1 protein-coding gene is annotated in these 1,092 nt (G+C 47.0%); it reads left to right on the top strand.

What is annotated here, in order from left to right:
• Nucleotides 1–9: 9 nt before the first annotated feature.
• A partial coding sequence (locus tag R8O70_RS26060; protein ID WP_318184567.1) for an HD-GYP domain-containing protein occupies nucleotides 10–1,092 on the top strand: 1,083 nt, incomplete at its 3' end.

Below are 1,092 nucleotides of genomic sequence, written 5' to 3'. Positions count from 1 at the left end.
AATGAGCTCATCTGGGTCGCCCGTGCACTCGACTATGTAGGTGTTGATGACACTCACCACAGTCACCGCGTCGCATACATCGCCTACCAATGCGCTCTAGCCTTAAATTGGGATTTAAAGAAAGCAGAGTTTTGTTACTTTGCAGGCATGATTCACGATTGTGGCGTCTCTGAAACGCAAGAACATAAAATGTTGCTGGACGAGCTCATCCCTCAAGATGCCAAAGCGCACTGTCTGCGCGGCTACCAAACGCTCAAACAATGTCGCCTTTTAAGTCAATTTGCCGTTCCAGTGCTTTATCACCACACCCATTGGGATGAGCTGCAACATCTCGACCTGCCTGAATTCGAAAAAGACGTTGCGGCCCTACTCTACCTTTCTGATCGACTAGACTTCATGCGTGCGCGCTATGTAATGAACTGCCACTGTGACATTGTCACGCTGCATGAGGAATTGATTGCAGAATGTGTATTGGCGAATGCTGGCACCTTATTTAATCCAGTCATGTGCGAAGCCATGGTTAAGCTCATCATGACCGACGGATTTTGGTTCGCGATGGAATCAGAAAACATCGAAACCATTGGTCTGAATTTTAAGAGCATTGATTGGTTACAAAAACAGTTAACCATTTGGGACATGAACAGCCTTGGATTATTTCTGGCGCGCATCGTCGATGCGAAAAGCCCATTTACTTATCAACACTCGCAAAAAGTTGCTGAGTTGTCGCGCTATTTGGCGGGCAAATTAGGACTCGATGAACACGACCAAGAAATGCTGTTTATTGCCGGTTTGGTTCACGACATAGGTAAGCTAAAGACGCCAGATGAAATTCTACATAAGGAAGGCGCGCTCAGTAAGCAGGAATACACGCGAATCAAACGACATACGATAGATACTCAACTTGCGCTGCATAAGGTGTTCCCAAACGCCAAAATCGCAGAATGGGCTTCAAATCACCATGAACGCTTGGACGGCTCTGGCTACCCTTACCATAAAACAGCAGAAGAACTCGACATCCCTTCTCGCATTATTGCCGTTGCCGATGTGTTTCAGGCACTATCGCAAGATCGCCCTTATCGAGGACGAATGAGC

It is taken from the genome of Vibrio sp. 779(2023) (genome assembly GCF_033344285.1).
GTDB classification, from domain to species: Bacteria; Pseudomonadota; Gammaproteobacteria; order Enterobacterales; family Vibrionaceae; genus Vibrio; species Vibrio alginolyticus.
The sequence above is the reverse complement of the archived record's forward strand: the minus strand, read 5'-3'. Positions and strand labels throughout refer to the sequence as shown.